The 468-nt window shown below is 64.3% G+C and carries 1 protein-coding gene; it reads right to left on the reverse strand.

The features are described from left to right. Positions 1-468, reverse strand: a 468-nt coding sequence (locus tag BTA35_RS16650) for an MFS transporter (protein WP_139363709.1), incomplete at both ends; no start/stop codon positions are given.

The raw sequence follows: 468 nt of genomic DNA on the forward strand, positions 1-468 counted from the left end.
GCCGCCATCAGACCGAGCAGCACGGCGGGCAGTCCTTCGATCGCGAACATCCAGCGCCAGCCTTCGAGTCCCATGACGCCGCCCATGTCGCGCATGATCCAGCCCGACACGAGGCCGCCCAGCACGCCCGCCACCGCCACGCCCGCGAAGAAGATCGAGAACACCGCTGCGCGCCGCCGCGGCGGGAACCAGTAGGTCAGGTAAAGCACGATGCCCGGAAAAAAGCCGGCTTCGAACACGCCGAGCAAGAAACGCAGCGCGTAGAAATGCGTAGGCGTGTGCACGAACATCATGCAGGTCGACGCGATCCCCCACAGCAGCATGATGCGCATGAACGTGCGGCGCGCGCCGAAACGGGCGAGCAGCATGTTGCTCGGCACTTCGCACAGCACATAGCCGATGTAGAAGATCGCCGCGCCGAGTCCGTACATGGCGTCGCTGAAACCGAGATCGTGCTTCATCTGCAAC

Origin of the sequence: Oceanospirillum linum (genome assembly GCF_001995095.2) — a bacterium.
Taxonomy (GTDB): Bacteria; Pseudomonadota; Gammaproteobacteria; order Pseudomonadales; family Halomonadaceae; genus Oceanospirillum; species Oceanospirillum linum.